We start from the raw sequence: 1,293 nt of genomic DNA, 5'->3' as shown, positions 1-1,293 counted from the left end.
CAAGAGAGAATTTGGCGTTTAATGACATACAGTAAGTTCTCTTGAAGCAACACAGGAACTATTTCACGGCTGGCATTTTTTTGACTCCAAAATTTTAAACACGCTCTTCGAAGCAGCCAATTCTCCCAACTGCTGCGGGTAAGATTGATTTAAAAAACTTGCTTCAATTGCGTTCCATTTAGGCATCAAGGCTTATCGTCCCATGACAACTCAAACATCTCCTCGTATTCTAATCCTGTTTTCCTCAATAATCCATAACCGATGAATAACAGCTTCTTGAGGTAATAAACGAATTGCCTTTTTAAAAACTGAAATTAAATAGGGTTTATCCTGGCGAGCAACTCGTAATACCATAATTCCTAAAAACAGATGAGGAGGATAAGTTCTAATATCCGCAAAATCTAAATCTAACGTCACCAAAACTCTGCCTTCCTGCTGACAAATATCCAAAATTATTGGATCTTTTTCACCTGATAATTTCTGCTGATTAACAGTCATAGCATCATAACCTGCTTCTTGTAATAAATCAGCCAATTCTACAGGTAGATTTTCATCGATTTTAAACTTCATTATTAAGCTGGTATAATGCGTTCACGGGCTAATTCTGCTGCATAAGAAATAGCGGCTTGAATATCCGCATGGGTTAAAGACGGATAACTATGAATAATCTCTTCAATACTCACATTTTCTGCTAAATTATCCAGAATAATAGAAACCATAATCCGAGTACCTTTAATACAAGCTTTTCCGTGACATACTAGAGGATCACTAACGATTCGTTCTTGCCATTGCATCTTTTTTTCTGTCTATTTATAGTAAATTTGACCTAATTAATAGCTATTAGCTTTTCTTCTCAACCCCATAATACTCTTCCAACCATTGCAGCAACCCTAATTCCAGAGGAGTTAAGTAAGTTTGCCGTCCCAAAGACTCTAGTACCGTATATGCGCCACGATCCAACGCACCATGATTACGTAATCGCCAAATCCGCTCCTTAATTTGTGGTAGTTGGTCATGGGCTTCTGGAGAGTCAAGTTTGTTCAGGTTTTCAGGTTTCACGAGCAGTGTATTGTCATGGACAGCCACTTCTACTGTAAACTCGTTAAGTGCAACTGCGATCGCCCAACACCCATTGTATTTACGCTCTTGTGCCTCTAGCCTAGTTAACGTAAACACATCCCCCACTCGGCAAAAATCGCTGGCTTTGAATAAAGGCTTCTCTTTCAAGCGTTCCAGTGTCTCTTTCACGATGCGCCCCGTTGGTACTTTATTACCAGCCTCAATTACTGCTTG

At 39.3% G+C, this 1,293-nt stretch carries 2 protein-coding genes and 1 pseudogene; all 3 read right to left on the bottom strand.

Features of this window, described 5'->3' with window-relative positions:
* Positions 1–210 precede the first annotated feature (210 nt).
* Positions 211–570, bottom strand: coding sequence for a DUF5615 family PIN-like protein (locus tag G4P69_RS38390; protein ID WP_208344410.1), 360 nt, complete (start codon positions 568–570; stop codon positions 211–213).
* Positions 571–572: 2 nt separating this feature from the next.
* Positions 573–794 carry a DUF433 domain-containing protein gene (locus G4P69_RS38385; RefSeq protein ID WP_208344409.1) on the bottom strand — a complete coding sequence of 74 codons (222 nt, stop codon included), beginning with the start codon at positions 792–794 and terminating at the stop codon, positions 573–575.
* A 46-nt stretch (positions 795–840) separates the two neighbouring features.
* Positions 841–1,293 (bottom strand): annotated as a pseudogene (locus G4P69_RS38380) (hypothetical protein); the annotation flags it as partial.

The sequence above is a fragment of the Aetokthonos hydrillicola CCALA 1050 genome (assembly GCF_017591665.1).
In the GTDB taxonomy this organism is placed as follows: Bacteria; Cyanobacteriota; Cyanobacteriia; order Cyanobacteriales; family Nostocaceae; genus Aetokthonos; species Aetokthonos hydrillicola.
This window is presented reverse-complemented; position numbering and strand designations above follow the sequence as displayed.

Excerpts from the sequence above, each read along its gene's own strand:
- G4P69_RS38390 (WP_208344410.1), bottom strand. The coding sequence starts at position 570 with ATGAAGTTTAAAATCGATGAAAATCTACCTGTAGAATTGGCTGATTTA.
- G4P69_RS38385 (WP_208344409.1), bottom strand. The coding sequence starts at position 794 with ATGCAATGGCAAGAACGAATCGTTAGTGATCCTCTAGTATGTCACGGA.